The organism is Campylobacter concisus (assembly GCF_003048405.1).
GTDB lineage: Bacteria > Campylobacterota > Campylobacteria > Campylobacterales > Campylobacteraceae > Campylobacter_A > Campylobacter_A concisus_Q.
The window spans coordinates 403,248-418,016 of record NZ_PIQS01000001.1 but is presented as its reverse complement, the minus strand read 5'-3'; the positions used below and the strand labels follow the sequence as shown (position 1 = coordinate 418,016).

The following is a 14,769-nucleotide window of genomic DNA, read 5'->3' as shown; positions in this document are numbered from 1 at the left end:
TAAAATAAAATTTTAAGCAATTTTTGGATAATATTGCAAACTTTAATGCGGGAATAGCTCAGGGGTAGAGCACAACCTTGCCAAGGTTGGGGTCGCGAGTTCGAATCTCGTTTCCCGCTCCATTAACTTAGCCCGAGTGGCGGAATGGTAGACGCAAGGGACTTAAAATCCCTCGGTAGTTTTTACCGTACCGGTTCAAGTCCGGTCTCGGGCACCACGATATGGCGACATGGCCAAGTGGTAAGGCATGAGCCTGCAAAGCTTTGATCCCCGGTTCGAATCCGGGTGTCGCCTCCAAACTTCAAAAATAACTACTCAAAGGAATAACAAGTGAGAGATTTACTTTTAGCAGTGTGTATAGCATTTTTTGTAGCTGGTTGTTCAAATACTTGGCATGGCGTAAAAGAAGATACTTATAATGCTAAAGAATGGACCAAAGAAAAGATAAATGATGGAGCTACATATATTAAAGAAAAAACAGAGTAAATTTTAGAGATTATAGTAAATTTTAAGCAAAGTTGGTTATAATCATAAATCTTTAATTCGGGAGATGGCTGAGCGGTCGAAAGCGGCGGTCTTGAAAACCGTTGAGGTGTGAAAGCCTCCTGGGGTTCGAATCCCTATCTCCCGGCCACCTATCTAGTTCCTTATATATTTTATAAAGCATTGCCTAGATTTATTTTTCATAATGGCTATAAGAAAATTTCCATAAATATTCAGTCCAAAATTTATTAAAACTAAAAATAGTAGCAAATTTCTTATTTAAAGTAAGATACTGTAATATAAGGGAAAGTTTAAGAGTTTTTATATTTGATTTTTGGCTATCTTAAATTCTCAAAATAATATTTGTAGTAGCACATCCAAAATACATAATAGGTCGTAATCCTATGTATAAATATATGTAAAATTAATAATATTGAATAAAGAATTTAGGACGAATCCAAAATAAAAATTTAAATTAAAGCAATCCATGAAAATAGTTTGAAGTTAAAATGGTGGCTATATTTTATGTAGTCTAGGTTCTATTTATATTTAATAGATAAAAGTACAACAGATAAAAAATTAAACTACTTGCTGATAAATATTTTTTTGAAATATTATTTTGAGAGAATATCTAGCCACATAAGAGTAGCTAGATAAGGAAAATTTCTAAAAATTTTAGATTTTTAAAAGCTCAGCCTCTTTTTCTTTTACAAGAGTATCGATTTTTGCAGTGTAGGCGTCAGTTATCTTTTGAACCTCATCTTGTCCCTTTTTACTCTCGTCTTCAGTTATAGCTTTGTCTTTTTCAAGCTTTTTGACTTCATCATTTGCATCTTTTCTTACGTTTCTTATACTGACTTTGGCTTTTTCTCCCATTGATTTTGCATGCTTTGCATTTTCTTGGCGTTGCTCAATTGTCATAGGTGGAAAAAATAGCTTTACACTCTCGCCGTCACTATTTGGATTGACGCCAATATTTGCTGCTTGGATAGCTGAAGAGATCGCTTTTATCATACTCTTTTCCCAAGGCGTGATAGCGATAGTTGAAGCGTCGCTTGTAAGCACAGTGGCTACTTGGTTAAGTGGAGTTGGCGAACCATAATAATCAACCATTATATGATCTACAATATTAATGTTTACCTTGCCCGTTCTAAGCGTTGTAAAGTCGCGTTTTAATGAAGCTATTGCTTTTTCGCAGCCTTCTTTTTGTGTTTCGTAAATTTTATTTAGCATTGATGTCCTTTATTAGAAGTTTTGTACTTCGTTGATGATCTACTTTTAGTGATATTAAAACTTTGCGTTTATCAAGAGGTGGGTTAAATTTACACTCAAAAACACCATTTGTCATAGGTACTTTTTTAAAGCCATTAAAGCCAGTCATGAAAAAACTACCTTCGCTAGCATTTGTATCAGTTTTTATAATGAGTTTGTCTATTGCATTATTTTGTGGATAGCTATCTGGAAATATCCACTGGGCATTTAAAAATTTGCTATTAAACGTTAGTGCTATTTTGGTACCGTTCATTACGGGCGTTCTATAAAGATCGTAAACATCACTTTTGTCTGAAACTGCACCTGAGTTTTGATTTAAAAGTGCTAAAAAACCAAATTCTTTTGCAAGTTTTACGACTCGACTATCGATCTCACCATAAGGTACTGCAAAGAATTTTGGCTTATAACCCATATGTTTTTCAAAGGTCTCTACACCCTTTTGAAAATCCTCTCTTAATGCCTCATCGCTAAGTTTTGTCATCCTTGGATGAGCGTACGAGTGGTACCCAATCTCGCCATAAGCCTCAAGTTCTTTAATCTGATCAAAATCCAAATAATCACCATATTTATTTGCACTGGCTTCCACATAAAGCATTAGTGCAAATGGATAGTTATACTCTTTAAATACACTAAGGGCCTTGTCATAGAAACTTTTATAACCATCATCTACAGTGATGACAATCCAGTTATCAGGTATTTTTTCGCCAGCATTTACAGCATCGACTAGCTTTGAAAGTTTAACGACTTCATAGCCATTATTTTTGAAATATTCAAACTGCTCTCTTAAATTTTTAATAGAAATATCAGTGCTTGTATGTCTTGGATCGTCAAAGCGATGATAGACTAAAATATGAGCGTCTGCTAAAGCAAATGTTAGCGTCAAGAATGACGCTAAAAGTGTTTTTATCATTGTTATTTTGCTGGAGTTTGTGGTGCACTAGGAGCTGATGGTACGTCGTTTGACTTTGGTATGACTAGAGATTTACTATCGACGCTATCAACGATAGAGCGTTTTAGATCTTTATTGTAGAAGTATCCAAGTGCAAGTGTATTTAAGATAAATAAAATACCTACAATAAAAGTAAATTTAGCTAAAAACCCAGCTGGTCCTTTTGCTCCAAAAAGACTTTCGTTGCTTCCGCTATATGCCCCAAGTCCGATAGATGAGCTTTTTTGAAGTAAAACAGCGATAGTTATTATGACAGCTAGCGCAAACTGTAAGATCAAAAATATTAAACTCACGAAATTTCCTTTAAATTTTTAAAAATAATTGATTGCGATTATACAAGAAAAGATTTAAATTTTTAGTTAAAGTTCTTTTTCAAGCTCATAAAGCTCGTATCTTATGCCTTTAAAAAGCTCGGCTTGTTCTAAATTTATGAGCTTAAAGCACTCTTCAAGCACGCGAGCACTCTCCTGGGCGCGCTTGAAATTTGCAGTGATTATCTCATCTAAATTTTTTCTAGCTTGCTCGCTTTTTGTGCTAGTTTTTAAAACGTCGTTTTGAGAATTTCTAAATTTTAAAAATTCTGTTTGTGGTATCTTTGCTTTGTGGCGGAGGGATTTTATCTTATAGGCGAGCTTGGCGTTATCAAAGACATATCTTTTTATATCTTCAACAACACGAAGCCCTTCTTTTAGCCTATTTAGATTCGCATCTATTACTCGGTAGATGCGCTCATCTTTAGTCATTTCTATTAAAAATTCCTAAAATTTGTAGTAATGATGTAAATAGATTTACAAAATCAAGATACAAAGCAACTGCGCCTTCAACTGGTGTTTCGTAGTTTCCACGGATAATATTTTGCGTATCAAAAAGTATATATGCGCTAAATAAGATCGATGAAATACTTGCGATTACAAGTTGAAACATTGTACTTTTAACGAAAATATTGATAATAGCTGCTGCAACGATAACAATTAAGGTTATGAACAACATTTTACCCATTGTTGTAAAGTCACGTTTTGTATTCATCGCAAAGACGCTTAACGCACCAAAAGCAACTGTTGTTAGTCCAAATGCTTGAGCTACGATACCAGCTCCACTTGGCATAGCCAAGATCGCTGAAAGTAGCGGAGTTAGTGTAAGGCCACTTATAAAAGTAAATGCAAATAGAAGTATTAAATTTAATCCCTCTTTACGTTTAGCTGCCATTAAGCCAAAAAGTAGTGCAAACTCGACTATAACAAGTCCCCAGAACAAAAATCTATTTGCTGCAAAAACGCTAGCAATGCTAATGCCTACATAAGCGCCAGCTGTTGCTGAAAGTAGTGATGCTGCAAAAAGTTGATAAGTTTGTTTTATAAAAGTGCTTAGTGAACTTTGAGAATACGCAAGTTCTTCTTGATTTTGTTTTGCGTAGTTCCTATCATACAGACTCATTTTATCTCCTTATGAATTTTTGAATGAGTTTAGCCTAAAATAATTAAACAATGAATAAAAAGAATTTTAACAAATTATATTAGTTAAAAATTTATATATTAAAGTATTTTTTAGATTAAATAAAAGTTGCTATAATCGCGTAAAAATATAAAAAATGGAGATAAATTTCTATGGATGACTCGCTACTTGAAGGTGCGGTAAAATTTATGGAAGATGGCTTTTTGGAGCATGAAGAGCTCTTTAAAAGTCTACAAAATAGACAAGACCCACATACCCTTTTTATATCCTGTGTTGATTCAAGAGTAGTACCAAATTTGATAACAAACTGCCTCCCAGGCGAGCTTTTTATGGTGCGAAATATTGCAAACATCGTGCCACCTTATAGAGTGAGCGAAGAATTTTTGGCAACGACTTCGGCTATCGAATATGCATTAGAGCTTTTAAATATCAAAAATATCATTATTTGCGGACACTCTGATTGTGGTGGATGTGCAGCGCTTTATATGGATGAAAAAAAGCTCAAAACTACGCCAAATGTTAGAAATTGGATAAAGCTAATAGAGCCGATCAAGCGAGAAGTGCTTAAATTTACAAGCGACGATCCAGCAAAGATGGCGTGGCTAACTGAGAGATTAAATGTGATAAATTCGATCGAAAATATAATGACTTATCCAAATGTAAAAGAGGAGTATGAAAGAGGAAACCTTCAAATTTATGGCTGGCACTACATTATAGAAACTGGTGAAATTTTCAGCTACGATTTAAAAGAGGGCACATTCAAACTTTTAGCAGATAAAAGGGGTGAAAATGCGTAAAATTTTAACCATCGTCTTGCTCTCATTTTTAACTCTTTTTGGTGCCGAAGATAATAAAACGCAAGAAGAAAGCATCATAAGCCTAACAAATCAGATCTTAACTTTAAATAATCAAATCCAGATTATAAAAGCACAGCAAAAAGATACAAACTCTTCAAAAACAGATAATTCAAATTTAGCCAGCCTTCAGAAGAAGAAGAACGATCTTTTGGAAAAAATTCCGCTATATATCATGCAGATTGAAGTGACTCAAAGCGATATTGACAAATTTATTTTGCAAAAAAATAATCTAGAAAAAAAAGTAGCTAGGCTAGAAAAACAATCAAATAAAGATGCTTATATCCAAAGCGCCATTGAACTTGAGAAGATGAAGGTTGACTACGCTTACTACTCGGCACTCATCAGCCTTGAAGAGATATTTAAAAAGGGTGCTAAGGCAAATTCTATCAAAGAGGTGATAGGTAACGGACTTTTAAATTTACAAACAAATTCTTACGTCAGTATAAAAGAGCTAAAAGATTCTCTAAATGAGACTTCAAGCTCTTACGATAACGCATTTGCCGAGCTTGATTTAAAAAAAGAGACTGATGAGGAAATTTTAATATATCTTAAAAACAATGCCGATCTTCTAAGCTCAAGCATGATCTTATCAGAGCTAAATTTAGTCGATACGGTCGAATATATAAATAAGCTAACTTCTATAAATTCGGCAAAATTTAACGTTGGTAAGATCGTAGTTATAATCGTAGTATTTTTATTTTTTGTCTCACTTACAAGAATTCTTGCCAAACTCACGTACTGGCTTATGTCACTTATTGCCTCTGGTGAAGGTGTAAAGGAGGCAAAGGATCAGATAGTAGATATCGTTAAAAAGCCTATCTCTGCACTTCTTATCATTTATGCGCTAAATATTTGTATCGGTGTTGGCTTTTATCCAGTGCCAGTACCATTAACTCTAGCAAATATCTTCTCGATCGTATATATAGTCGCGTTTTCATGGCTTGTTTTAACTATCCTAAATGGTTATGGCATAGTAATAATCGATAAAATTGCACAAAAGAGTAGACGAAAAGAGGTCGTAAATTTAGTTTTAAAAGTAGTATATGTAATTGTATTAATAATCGCACTTTTACTAATTCTTCAAAAGCTTGGCTTTGATATATCAGCGCTCATAGCTTCACTTGGTATCGGTGGTCTTGCTGTTGCATTTGCCGCAAAAGATATCATCGCAAACTTCTTTGCTTCTGTCATGATGCTCTTTGATAACTCATTTTCGCAAGGAGACTGGATAGTTTGTGGTGATATAGAGGGTACTGTTGTTGAGGTTGGCTTTAGAAAGACGACTATTAGAAGTTTTGATAATGCTTTAATCTTTGTGCCAAACTCAAAACTAGCAAGTGATCCTGTTAGAAACTGGAGTAGAAGAAAAGTCGGTAGACGTATCAGAATGCTAATAGGCATTGAATATGGAGCGACAACTGATGAGATTAAAAAATGTGTAGATGATATAAAAACTATGTTGATAAATCATCCAGATATTGCCAAAAGTGAGGATATAACAGCAAAGAAAAAAGGGCTAAAATATAGACAAAGTATAGTTTCAGTTGATGATTATGCTGGATATAAATCAAATTTATTTGTCGTGGTTGATGATTTTGCAGATAGCTCGATAAATATCTTAGTTTATTGTTTTGCAAAGACTATCGTTTGGGGAGAATTTTTAGATGTCAAACAAGATGTAATGCTAAAGATTATGGATATTTTAAAGCAAAATGGTCTAAATTTCGCATTCCCAAGCCAAAGCTTGTATATTGAAAGTGTCAAAGATAAAATTTAAGGAGAAAACAATGAGTGATGATTTTGACTATGAAGAAGTAGAAGAAGACTACTCTGAATTTAATGACGATGAGGACGATAGTAGCGATAGTTATGACTATAATTACGATGAAAATGACTACAACTACGAAGATAGTGACGAGGACGAAGATAGTTACGACTCTTATTAGAATGACTTAATGAAATTTAATGGAATAAATTTACAGGGAGTTTTGTTTGACACACGATTTTGTAGATCAAAGTAGTTATAAAGCGATCGATGATATCTATAAAACGATATTAGACGTTATGATAGCTACGAATGCACTATCTTTGTTCCTTTTTATGATCATAGCTACACCACTACTTTTTATGTGCTTATTATTTATAGCAGCTGGTATATTGCTTAGAATAAAATTTGACATAAAATATAGAGTATTGATATCCCTTGCATTTCACCTAAATATCATATTACTTGTTACTATTATTGTTACTACTATGGGTTGGAATACTGGAATTTGGATAATACTTGTTGGTGTAATTTTTATAAACTACTTTCTAGCGTTTGATTCAAAGAGTCTTACTTATATAATGGCAATTTTAGAATTAATCTTGCTTATACTTCTTTATTTTATTCATAAAGATGAGGCGCCGCTGATCCCACCAGCTATACGAGGGACGATAGTCGTGTGCAGTATTGCTTTTGCTTTTTTTATTGTTTTAAGACTTTCAATGTTTGCAGATGTTATCACGTCTAGTGGATATCAGCAAATAAGAAAAGAGACAGAAGAGCTTGAAAAGGACTCAAAGCATGATTTTTTAACGCAGCTTTTAAATAGAAGAACAATAGAAAAAACTTTAAGATTTGAACTAGTTGCTAATAAGGAAAGAAGTGGTAATACAAATTTAGTCATAATGCTAGGCGATATTGATAATTTTAAAAAAATAAACGATACATACGGGCATGACTGCGGTGATGAGGTCTTAAAAGATGTAGCCAGTGCTTTAAAGAAATCATTTAGAGGTAAAGACTATGTTTGCCGCTGGGGTGGAGAAGAATTTTTGATAATCTTGCCCGATACAAAGATAGAATTTATCCACGAAGTGAGTAAAAGACTTAAAAAACAGATAAACAACGCAAAGCTTCCAGATAAAACTCCAGTTACTATGACCTTTGGCATGCTAATATGTGCAAATGGTGTTGAGGTGGATTTTGAGCAAGCCATAACTTTAGTAGACAAGCTGCTTTATGAAGGCAAGCTAAATGGCAAAGACCGTATCGAATTAGAAATTTTAAAAAAGGGCTTGGATGCGTAGAATTTCACTCTATACGGCTCAAAAAATTATTATATTTTCAATATTATTAACTCACGTCTGTTATTTTTTTATTTTTTTATTTATGAAAGAAGAAATTCTAGCAGTTATGAATGTATTTTCAGTAGCAACCTATCTTTTTCTTTTAAGGCTTATTTACGATAGCCCTGAAAATAACAAGATAACAATGGTAATAGTCCAGCTTGAAATTTTATTTCATGCATTAGTTTGTATGCTGACACTTGGATGGGGATATGGATTTGGGTTATTGTTTTTAGCGTCGTCGCTAATACTATTTTTTACTTCATTTACCTATAAATTTTTTAACTACATAATAGTTGCAGTGCAAATAATTTTATCCATAGCCTGCTATGTATATTTAGATGGACAGCCTGTAAAAAATTTTGACGGCTTTAGAGATCTACTTTTTGTTTTTAACTTAAGTATGGTTTGTATATTTTCGGTTGTTGTTTCGTACCTTTTGGAAAGCTCAAATTTATTTATATTTTTAAGTATCTTAGAGGAAAAAGAGATGGCTGAAAATATCTTAAATCACGATCCATTAACAGGGCTTTTAAATCGTACTTCGATGCAGAAAATTTTAAGCCAAAACGATCTATATAAAAATAGGGACTTTGCTATCGTTATGTGCGATATTGATAACTTTAAAAAAATAAATGACACTTATGGACACGGCGCAGGAGATGCTGTTTTAAAAAGCTTATCAGGCATATTTAAAAACACATTTAGAGATAAAGATAGAGTAGCTAGATTTGGTGGAGAAGAATTTTTAGCAGTCGTCTTGGGCGTAAAAAAAGATGCAGCTGTAAGTATCGTAGAGCGTGTTAGAGAGACTTTGAGTAAAAATATAGTTGAGTTTGAAAATATAAAGATCAACGCAACTATGACTTTTGGAGTAGTTGCTCATGATGGTACGGGAGAATTTAGCTTAGAGAAGATGATAAAACAAGCTGATAATCTACTTTATGCTGGCAAGCGAAGTGGTAAAAATATCGTTATGAGTGCGGATTACGATCCAAAAGCATAAATTTAGAGGCAAGAGCCTCTAAATTTTAATGTCCATACATTATGTTTGGCAACCAAAGAGAAATTTGTGGTATATAAGTAACCAAGATAAGGCCAAAAAACAAAGTAAGTGTCCACGGCAAGCATGCCATGATGACCTCTTTTAGATTCATATTTGTAAGACCGCTTGCGACAAATAAATTTAGTCCAACAGGTGGAGTCACCATACCTATCTCCATATTTACAACTAAGATAATGCCAAAATGTATCGGATCTATGCCAAGTTGCGTTGAAATCGGAAGCAATAGTGGCACCATGATCATGATGACGCTTGAAGGCTCCATAAATTGACCCATGATAAAGAGCAGGATATTTACAAATATCAAAAATCCTATCATGCCGATATTTGCGTCAAGTATCATCGATGCGATCGCTTGTGGGATCTGCTCGCTAGTTAGCAAATACGCAAAAACAACGGCGTTTGCGATGATGAAAAATATCATAGCTGTTGTAAGAGCCGAGTCTAAGCAGATATCCCAAAGATCTTTTATCTTTATATCTCTATATATAAAAAGCGAGATAAATAGCGCATAGACTGCACTTGCCGCAGCAGCTTCAGTTGGAGTGAAAATTCCTCCATAAATTCCGCCGATGACCACAACGACGATCAAAAGCGCCCAAAATGCTTTTGCAAATTTTTGCACTCTTACTTTAAATGGTTCAGCTTTAGTTGCTTTAAAGCCAAGCTTTTTTGCTCCGACATAAGTTTGAACAAGCATAAAAGCTCCAAGCATAAGACCTGGCACAACGCCTGCCATAAAGAGCTTACCGATACTTACTTCAGCGGTTACGCCATAAACTATCATAACAACTGAAGGTGGGATCAAAATTCCAAGCGAGCCAGCCGTAGTTATGCCACCCACCGCGTACTCTTTTGGATAGCCAGCCTCTTTTATCGCCACAAACATAATTGAGCCAATAGCCACAACCGTCGCAGGTGAGCTTCCAGAGACTGCTGCAAAGATGATGCAGGCAAATATCGCGCTCATAGGCAAACCACCTGGCAAGTGTCCGACCATAGACTTTGCAAAGTCGATGATACGCCTTGCTGAGCCACCTTTACTTAGTAAATTTCCAGCTAAAATAAACATCGGTATCGCCATTAGTGAAAATTTATTGATACCATCAAATATGAGCTGCGGAATCGTAGCGACGTCGATATCTGTAAAAAATATCATCGTCAAAACCGTACTAGTTCCCAGCGAAACCGCCACTGGCACGCCTATTAGCATCAGTGCAAAAAGTAGGATAAATAAAAATGCTATTGTCATCTTTTTTCTCCTTAATCTTTGACTACGCTTCCATGAGCTAGCTCGTGCGCTTCATTGCTCACGACATTTTCTGCAGGCGTTAGAGCTACTTTTATGGCTTTTTCAGTCGAGCGGTAGCTAGCTGTAACGAAGGCTATTGGAAGCACTAACATAGGGACCCATTGAGGTATGCCAAGGTCTATTATCATCTGCTCGATCTCGTGAAGAATTTGTAGATAATCGATCGAATAGACTGCGATAAATAACAAAAACACAGTAGTTAGCACATGAGAAAAGATTAAACACGCTTTTGCAAGGGCTGGTGGAAATTTTTCCACCAAAATAGTTACACTGACGTGAATACCCTTATTAAAGCCGTATGCCGCGGCAAAAAATGCCGACCAGATAAAAAGATAGTTTGATAGCTCGCTCGCCCATGACCAGCTTTTATCGAAAAAATATCTAGCCATAACATTTGCAAAGGCCAGCAATGTTCCACTAGCTAGCCCGACTACTGCGATAGTTTTATTTAGTGAGGCTATCGCTATATCAAGGACATTAAAAAAACTCTTCATTATTTTGTCCCAAGAGCCTTTTCTATGAGATCTTTACCGATAACATCGTAAAATTTAGGATAGATTGATTGCATAACCTTTTGCCACTCAGCCTTTTGTGCATCATCGATCTTATAAATTTCTAGTTTTTTACTAGCAGCGATGTATTTTTCAAGTTCAGCTATGACGTGAGCGTCCTCTTTTGCTGTCTCTTCTCTCTCGAAAGCTGTTGCTTCGCTTAGAGCTTGTTTTATATTTGCTTTTAGATCATCTGGTAGCTTGCTCCAAAATTTATCGCTCATAACGACTAAATAGCCCAAATATCCATGACTTGAAAGTGTAAGCGAGCTTTGAACTTCGTGAAATTTTGAGTTATAGAAATTTGAAAGTGGGTTTTCAGTCGCATCGACTACACCTTGTTGAAGTGCAGAATAAACCTCTGAAAATGGTAAAACTTGTGGGTTGCCACCAACTACTTTAATTTGTTCTTCAAGTACCTTTGAGCTTTGGATTCTAAATTTTTGTCCTTTTGCATCTTCTGGCACAAGAACTGGTTTTTTGCTTGAGCTAAAATGCTTAAATCCAGCATCCCAATAATCAAGCGCTACAAAGCCTTTTTTTGTAACAAGGGCTTTTAGCTCCTCACCGACCTTGCCATCTTGGACCTTATGAAGGTGCTCTGCGTCTTTAAAGATGAAAGGCAGGTCAAATAGCTGAAACTGCGGCACAATAGGCGTAAATTTTGAAAAACTTGGAGCTGCCATTTGAACATTGCCAAGCTTTAGCGCACCAAAAACTCTATCATCATCAAGTAGCTGAGCTGATGGGAAGACTTGAACTTTTAATTTACCGCCACTTAGCTCCTCAGCACGTTTAGCGAAAAAATCAGCCGCTTTGCCTTTTGGTGTAGAAGCTGCAACAACGTGAGCAAATTTGATCGTATAGACCTTGTCTGCACCAAATGCTAAGCCACTGATGGCACAAGTGAAAAGTAAAGCTTGTAAGAATTTCATCTTTTATCCTTTGTAATGGTTTTGTTAAACGCATTATAAATTTCAAAAATAAAAATTTAGAAATTTTGTTTCGTAAATTCACAGCTATTTATTTTTATATGTGTATTTTAGTAACAAATATACTTCAAAAAGATAATTTATATTTTTGAAAAATTTTTATAATTTTTCTATAACTAAACTTTTAAAGTATATTTGTTACTTTTTTACACATAAAATTTATTTTATTTTTACTTTTAATAAATTTTTGAATCCATTTAAACAAATGTATGGGATATTTTGCTCTAAATTTGCTTTTTCATAAGTTTAAAAGCTAGCCAAAAATGTAAGTTTAGGTTTGCTTAAATTTAACCTATATTTTGTGGCTAAATTTAAAAGATTTTTGTTTATTAATTTTTTATGGCTATAATACGAAACAACAAATTTTATTATTAAGGAATTATTATGTTTGAACTTAGAAAACTTCCATTTGATGCAAATAGCAATGCAGTAGTTAGCGCAAAAACCTGTGAATACCACTACGGCAAGCATCATGCAACTTACGTAGCAAATTTAAACAATCTTATAAAAGATACAAAATTTGCCAATGCATCTTTTTATGAAATTCTAACAAATAGCGAAGGTGGGCTTTACAACAATGTCGCTCAAGTTTACAACCACGACTTTTACTGGGACTGCATCGCTAAAAAAAGTGAGATGTCAAGCGAGCTAAAAGCTACAATCGAGGCAAATTTTGCAAATTTCAAAGAGGAATTTTTAAAGGCAGCTACAACACTTTTTGGCTCAGGCTGGGCGTGGCTTGTATTTGATCCAAGCAGTAAAAAGCTAGAGATCGTACAAACTAGCAATGCAAAAACTCCAGTGAGTGACGGCAAAGTGCCACTTCTAGTTGTTGACGTTTGGGAGCACGCTTACTACATCGATAACTTCAACGCTCGTCCAAAATACCTAGAGACATTTTATGAGAACATAAACTGGGAATTTGTAAGCAAAGCTTACGAGTGGGCGCTAAAAGAGGGCCTTGGCTCAGTTGAGTTTTACACAAAAGAACTTCATAAATAATATCTGGCGGGAACTTTCCCGCCTTTAAATTTCTACTTTTATCTAAATTTTTAAAATCATCAAATTTATTAGCAAAAACTACCTTGTTTTAAAAGAAAGTGTAACTTCAAAAATGGCTCAAAATTTCGTTTTGGCAAACAATTTCTCTTAAATTTAAAGCCAGCGTGAGCTATCTCAACTTCAAATTTCTGCTTTGTTGAAAATTTTAAACCACTGCTAAATTTTTTAAGCCATGGGTATAGAATTTATCACTTCAAAAAGGTACAAATTGCTCGCTTTAATCTACTATATCGTGATTGAGAGAGGTTATATACTTAAATTTAAGCAAGCAAATAAAAACTAGTGTAGGTCATCTTGCCTTTAAAATTATCAGTACAATTTGATTTGATATTTAAAAATATTGGGGCAATATTTACTGCTTCAAAAATGCCCCGAGCTGTATCAATATTAGGCAGGAGTAGCTTAAAATTCAAAAGCCACCCAGCCAAATTTGGTCAATTTTATTTTCTTGAAGTGTATAAATTTATACCATTTTGTAAGCGTTTTAGCCCTTCAAGCACTCTGGCTCTTTGGGTTGCGATATTCATACGGAGGAAAAATCTATCTCCCCTGTAAGCATTGCCATCATTTAGCCAAAGCCCAGCTTTATCACGCAAGAAATTCATAAAGTCGCTCGAATCCTCGCAAAATGCGCTACAATCAAGCCATAAAAGATAAGTCGCATTTGAAGGCAGAAGTTTTACTGGCAAATTTTGCTCTTTTATGAAATTTATAACGATTTTTTTGTTTTCAAAGAGATAATTCCTAAGCTCATCAAGCCATGTTTGGCTATCGTTAAATGCCGCTATTGTCGCAGTTATTGCAAATGCGTTTGCTTCACCTATCTCATCATAATTTACAGCCGCATTTATTCTGGCGCGTATCTGTTCATTTGGTGTGACGATAGCTGAGCTTTGAAGTCCTGCGATATTAAAAGCTTTTGTAGGTGAGATGCATGTGATTGAGTTATTTTTACACTCTTCACTAACGCTGATAAATGGCACATAGCTTAGACCAGGATCAGTTATATCGCAGTGGATCTCATCGCTGATAACCAAAACATCATGCTTATAGCAAAGCTCGCCTATCTTTTTAAGCGTCTCTTTGTCCCAAATTTTTCCTATTGGATTGTGAGGATTGCAAAGAAGCATCATAGTTGTTAGTGGTTGAGCTAGCTTTGCCTCAAGGTCTTCAAAATCGATCTCATAAGAGCCATCTTTATAGACAAGGTCGTTTGATAAAATTTCGCGGCCATTATTTTTAATGCAGTTAAAAAATACGTGATAGACGGGAGCTTGAACTAAAATTTGATCTCCTGGATTACTAAATCTTCTAATCGCAGTAGAAATCGCTGGTATAACGCCAGTGCAAAAGCACATCCACTCGTTTTCAAAGCTAACGTTATGACGCCTTTTCCACCAGCCTTTAATCGCTTCATTCCACTCTTTTGGGATAAATGAGTAGCCAAAGACGCCATTATCAAGACGCTTTTGTAGGGCATTTAAAATTTCAGGTGCGGCCTTAAAATCCATATCAGCAACCCACATTGGCAAAACATCGTTTTTCATTCGCCACTTCGACGAGTTGGTGCCATCTCTGCTAATAAGCGTATCAAAATCGTACTTCATAGCTTTTCCTTAAAATAAAATTTTAAATCAATTATAACCCAAAAGATACTAATATAAT

16 protein-coding genes and 4 tRNA genes are annotated in these 14,769 nt (G+C 34.9%); 11 read left to right on the top strand and 9 right to left on the bottom strand.

The genetic code is table 11. The annotated features are described in order from the left end of the window. Positions 1–47 precede the first annotated feature (47 nt). The 5 genes from CVT18_RS02335 (at position 48) to CVT18_RS02320 (ending at position 634) form a co-directional block, all read left to right on the top strand. Positions 48–122: transfer RNA gene (locus CVT18_RS02335), tRNA-Gly, on the top strand. 8 nt (positions 123–130) lie between these two features. After that, positions 131–217, top strand: a tRNA-Leu gene (locus CVT18_RS02330). 6 nt (positions 218–223) lie between these two features. After that, a tRNA-Cys gene (locus CVT18_RS02325) sits at positions 224–297 on the top strand. Between the two features lie 33 nt (positions 298–330). Then, positions 331–486: a hypothetical protein gene (locus CVT18_RS10265; protein WP_178140176.1), complete on the top strand. Its 156-nt coding sequence runs from the start codon at positions 331–333 to the stop codon at positions 484–486. Positions 487–544: 58 nt separating this feature from the next. After that, positions 545–634, top strand: a tRNA-Ser gene (locus tag CVT18_RS02320). A gap of 524 nt (positions 635–1,158) precedes the next feature. Here CVT18_RS02320 and frr read toward each other — a convergent pair. The 5 genes from frr to CVT18_RS02295 form a co-directional block, all read right to left on the bottom strand. Further along, a complete protein-coding gene (gene frr, locus CVT18_RS02315; RefSeq protein ID WP_103629388.1) occupies positions 1,159–1,716 on the bottom strand; it encodes a ribosome recycling factor in 558 nt (185 codons plus the stop codon). Beyond that, on the bottom strand, positions 1,706–2,665 hold the full coding sequence (locus tag CVT18_RS02310) for a polysaccharide deacetylase family protein (protein WP_021091141.1): 960 nt from the start codon (positions 2,663–2,665) through the stop codon (positions 1,706–1,708). Before CVT18_RS02310 ends, frr begins: the two co-directional genes overlap by 11 nt. A 2-nt stretch (positions 2,666–2,667) precedes the next feature. Continuing rightward, positions 2,668–2,997, bottom strand: a complete 330-nt coding sequence (secG, locus tag CVT18_RS02305; RefSeq protein WP_021091090.1) for a preprotein translocase subunit SecG — start codon at positions 2,995–2,997, stop codon at positions 2,668–2,670. A 66-nt stretch (positions 2,998–3,063) separates the two neighbouring features. Beyond that, the gene (locus CVT18_RS02300) at positions 3,064–3,447 is read right to left on the bottom strand and encodes a thiamine-phosphate pyrophosphorylase (protein ID WP_103629387.1); all 384 of its coding nucleotides are present in this window, start codon (positions 3,445–3,447) and stop codon (positions 3,064–3,066) included. Further along, positions 3,440–4,138 carry a Bax inhibitor-1/YccA family protein gene (locus tag CVT18_RS02295; RefSeq protein ID WP_103600672.1) on the bottom strand — a complete coding sequence of 233 codons (699 nt, stop codon included), beginning with the start codon at positions 4,136–4,138 and terminating at the stop codon, positions 3,440–3,442. The genes CVT18_RS02300 and CVT18_RS02295 overlap by 8 nt, the downstream gene beginning before the upstream one ends. Positions 4,139–4,308: 170 nt before the next feature. Between CVT18_RS02295 and CVT18_RS02290 the strand changes: the two genes are divergently transcribed. Genes CVT18_RS02290 through CVT18_RS02275 form a run of 5 tightly spaced genes read left to right on the top strand, consistent with a single transcriptional unit; the run spans position 4,309 to position 9,130 of the window. Further along, positions 4,309–4,953 carry a carbonic anhydrase gene (locus tag CVT18_RS02290; RefSeq protein ID WP_072595207.1) on the top strand — a complete coding sequence of 215 codons (645 nt, stop codon included), beginning with the start codon at positions 4,309–4,311 and terminating at the stop codon, positions 4,951–4,953. Further along, positions 4,946–6,790, top strand: a complete 1,845-nt coding sequence (locus CVT18_RS02285) for a mechanosensitive ion channel family protein (RefSeq protein WP_103629386.1) — start codon at positions 4,946–4,948, stop codon at positions 6,788–6,790. The genes CVT18_RS02290 and CVT18_RS02285 overlap by 8 nt, the downstream gene beginning before the upstream one ends. 10 nt (positions 6,791–6,800) lie before the next feature. Continuing rightward, positions 6,801–6,959, top strand: a complete 159-nt coding sequence (locus tag CVT18_RS10260; RefSeq protein WP_021091126.1) for a hypothetical protein — start codon at positions 6,801–6,803, stop codon at positions 6,957–6,959. Positions 6,960–7,005: 46 nt separating this feature from the next. Further along, complete coding sequence (locus CVT18_RS02280; protein WP_234410256.1) at positions 7,006–8,085, top strand: GGDEF domain-containing protein; 1,080 nt, start codon at positions 7,006–7,008, stop codon at positions 8,083–8,085. After that, positions 8,078–9,130, top strand: a complete 1,053-nt coding sequence (locus CVT18_RS02275; RefSeq protein WP_107824189.1) for a GGDEF domain-containing protein — start codon at positions 8,078–8,080, stop codon at positions 9,128–9,130. Before CVT18_RS02280 ends, CVT18_RS02275 begins: the two co-directional genes overlap by 8 nt. 25 nt (positions 9,131–9,155) lie before the next feature. Here the strand turns inward: CVT18_RS02275 and CVT18_RS02270 are convergent, their stop codons facing one another. The 3 genes from CVT18_RS02270 to CVT18_RS02260 are packed head-to-tail and all read right to left on the bottom strand — an operon-like array spanning position 9,156 to position 11,985. Next, positions 9,156–10,439 (bottom strand): TRAP transporter large permease, encoded by a 1,284-nt coding sequence (locus CVT18_RS02270; RefSeq protein ID WP_103629384.1) that lies wholly within the window; start codon positions 10,437–10,439, stop codon positions 9,156–9,158. Positions 10,440–10,450: 11 nt separating this feature from the next. Next, a complete protein-coding gene (locus CVT18_RS02265) occupies positions 10,451–10,993 on the bottom strand; it encodes a TRAP transporter small permease (protein WP_103629383.1) in 543 nt (180 codons plus the stop codon). Beyond that, complete coding sequence (locus CVT18_RS02260; protein WP_103629382.1) at positions 10,993–11,985, bottom strand: DctP family TRAP transporter solute-binding subunit; 993 nt, start codon at positions 11,983–11,985, stop codon at positions 10,993–10,995. Before CVT18_RS02260 ends, CVT18_RS02265 begins: the two co-directional genes overlap by 1 nt. A 441-nt stretch (positions 11,986–12,426) precedes the next feature. Here CVT18_RS02260 and sodB point away from each other — a divergent pair, with 441 nt between their 5' ends. After that, entirely contained in the window at positions 12,427–13,044 is a 618-nt protein-coding gene (gene sodB, locus CVT18_RS02255; protein ID WP_107691603.1) for a superoxide dismutase [Fe], read from the top strand. A 500-nt stretch (positions 13,045–13,544) separates the two neighbouring features. Here the strand turns inward: sodB and CVT18_RS02250 are convergent, their stop codons facing one another. Further along, complete coding sequence (locus tag CVT18_RS02250) at positions 13,545–14,711, bottom strand: MalY/PatB family protein (protein ID WP_103628659.1); 1,167 nt, start codon at positions 14,709–14,711, stop codon at positions 13,545–13,547. Positions 14,712–14,769 lie beyond the last annotated feature (58 nt).

Coding starts and splice junctions, on each gene's coding strand:
- CVT18_RS02295 (WP_103600672.1), bottom strand. CDS start 4,138: ATGAGTCTGTATGATAGGAACTACGCAAAACAAAATCAAGAAGAACTT.
- CVT18_RS02265 (WP_103629383.1), bottom strand. CDS start 10,993: ATGAAGAGTTTTTTTAATGTCCTTGATATAGCGATAGCCTCACTAAAT.
- CVT18_RS02250 (WP_103628659.1), bottom strand. CDS start 14,711: ATGAAGTACGATTTTGATACGCTTATTAGCAGAGATGGCACCAACTCG.
- CVT18_RS02285 (WP_103629386.1), top strand. CDS start 4,946: ATGCGTAAAATTTTAACCATCGTCTTGCTCTCATTTTTAACTCTTTTT.
- CVT18_RS10260 (WP_021091126.1), top strand. CDS start 6,801: ATGAGTGATGATTTTGACTATGAAGAAGTAGAAGAAGACTACTCTGAA.
- sodB (WP_107691603.1), top strand. CDS start 12,427: ATGTTTGAACTTAGAAAACTTCCATTTGATGCAAATAGCAATGCAGTA.
- CVT18_RS02260 (WP_103629382.1), bottom strand. CDS start 11,985: ATGAAATTCTTACAAGCTTTACTTTTCACTTGTGCCATCAGTGGCTTA.
- frr (WP_103629388.1), bottom strand. CDS start 1,716: ATGCTAAATAAAATTTACGAAACACAAAAAGAAGGCTGCGAAAAAGCA.
- CVT18_RS02270 (WP_103629384.1), bottom strand. CDS start 10,439: ATGACAATAGCATTTTTATTTATCCTACTTTTTGCACTGATGCTAATA.
- CVT18_RS02310 (WP_021091141.1), bottom strand. CDS start 2,665: ATGATAAAAACACTTTTAGCGTCATTCTTGACGCTAACATTTGCTTTA.
- CVT18_RS02290 (WP_072595207.1), top strand. CDS start 4,309: ATGGATGACTCGCTACTTGAAGGTGCGGTAAAATTTATGGAAGATGGC.
- CVT18_RS02275 (WP_107824189.1), top strand. CDS start 8,078: ATGCGTAGAATTTCACTCTATACGGCTCAAAAAATTATTATATTTTCA.
- CVT18_RS02300 (WP_103629387.1), bottom strand. CDS start 3,447: ATGACTAAAGATGAGCGCATCTACCGAGTAATAGATGCGAATCTAAAT.